This is a genomic window from Streptomyces inhibens, from assembly GCF_003389455.1.
Taxonomy (GTDB): domain Bacteria; phylum Actinomycetota; class Actinomycetes; order Streptomycetales; family Streptomycetaceae; genus Streptomyces; species Streptomyces inhibens.
In genome coordinates, this window is sequence record NZ_QUAC01000296.1 from 1 (window position 1) to 1687 (window position 1687).

The window sequence follows — 1687 nt, forward strand, 5'->3', positions numbered from 1 at the left end:
CGGCGAGTGCGGCCGACGGTGGTGCCCGGGGCGGGTCCGGGCGGGCCGGTGCGGCGCCGCGGCTGCTGCCCAGGCCGCCCGCGCGCTTTCTGGGACGGGAGTCCCAGCTCACCGCGCTGACGGATGTGTTGACGGACCGTACGACCGGTGAGAGCCCGCTCGCGGTGGTCGCGGGACCGGCCGGCGTCGGCAAGACCGCCTGCGCCGTACAGTGGGCGCATCTGCACGCCGGGGCCTTCCCCGACGGTCAGCTCTTCGCGGATCTGCGCGGCTTCGGTGAGGGCGACGAGGCGCCGCCGGCCGAGATCCTGCGCGACTTCCTGCTCGCGCTCGGCACACCGCCGGAGCGGGTGCCCACCTCGGCGCAGGCCGCCTCGGCGCTGTTCCGGTCACTGGTCGCGGAGCGCCGGCTGCTGGTCGTCCTCGACAATGCGCGCAGCTCGGCGCAGGTACGGCCGCTGCTGCCCGGCGGCCCGCACTGCGTCACGGTCGTCACCAGCCGCAGCCGCCTCGACGGCCTGGTCGCCACCGACTGCGCACGGCCGGTCGGACTCCAGACCCTGGGTCACGAGGAAGGCGCGGCGCTGCTCGGCGCCATGCTCGGCCAGGAGCGGGTCGCCGAGGACCCGGCCGCCGCCCGGGAACTGGTCGATCTGTGCGACGGTCTGCCGCTGGCGCTGCGGGCCGCGGCCGCCCAGCTGACCGCCCGGCCGCGCTGGCGGCTGGCCCGGCTGGCCGCGGCACTGCGCGACGAACGGCGGCGGCTGGCGCTGCTGTCGGCGGAGGACACCGGGATCGCGGCGGCGCTGCGGATGTCGGTCGCCCGGCTGTCGGCGGACGACGCACGGCTGCTCAGTGCGCTGGCGACCAGCGCGGACGGACATCTCAACGCGTCGGTGGCGGCGGCGCTGGCCGGATACGACCCGGAGCGCACCCAGGACGGGCTGGACCGGCTCGCGGAGATGCATCTGGTGGACGAAGAGGCCACCGATGTCTACACGATCAGCACGCTGACGCAGCTGTTCGCGCGGGATGAGCGCGGTGAGAGCGATAGCCGCGGTGACCGTCGTGGTGAGCGCCGTGACAGTGGTGAGCGCGGCGGCGGTAGGGGCGGCAAGGGCGATACGGGCGGCGACGAGGGAGACGGGCGCGGCTGAGCCGTGGCTGCGTCGCGGCCGACGGGTGGTTGAGCACGTTTTTGCGGGCGAGCGCGGGGCGTTAGGCGCACGTTAGTGGCACGGCAGCGGCGGGCGGCAATCTGGTCTCACACCGCAGGAAGAACCGAGGCCAGACCGCAGTACGCACCGCAGGCGCGGTGTGGACCACCGACCGGGGGAGACCGGAAATGCCGCGCAACGACGCCCGCACCGAGGCCAGCACCGACGCCCGCACCGAGGCCGCCGCCGGCAGCCCTCGTACGTCCCGTGCCGTCCGCCGCCGTACGCTGCGGATCGCCGCGGCCGGGCTGACCGCCGTCGCCGCGCTCTCCCTCACCGCCTGCGGTGGCCAGGACAACCCGCTGAAGACCAGCGCCGCCAAGCCGTTCAACCCGGCACCCCAGGACGCCAAGGACCCGGCGGCCAAGGCGCCCGAGGAGTCGGCGGCCACGGGCGGCGGTGCCGGGCAGGGCGGTGCGCGGACCGACGGCGGCCGGGCGGAGCAGGTGTCCGCGGGGCGCGGTGGCCAC

At 75.8% G+C, this 1687-nt stretch carries 1 protein-coding gene and 1 pseudogene; both read left to right on the forward strand.

Annotation, left to right across the window (positions count from 1 at the left end; translation table 11 throughout):
• Window positions 1-1157 (forward strand): AAA family ATPase (locus DY245_RS33030; RefSeq protein ID WP_244943417.1); only part of this gene is annotated, 1157 nt, incomplete at its 5' end.
• A 188-nt stretch (window positions 1158-1345) separates the two neighbouring features.
• Window positions 1346-1687 (forward strand): annotated as a pseudogene (locus DY245_RS47120) (DUF4232 domain-containing protein); the annotation flags it as partial.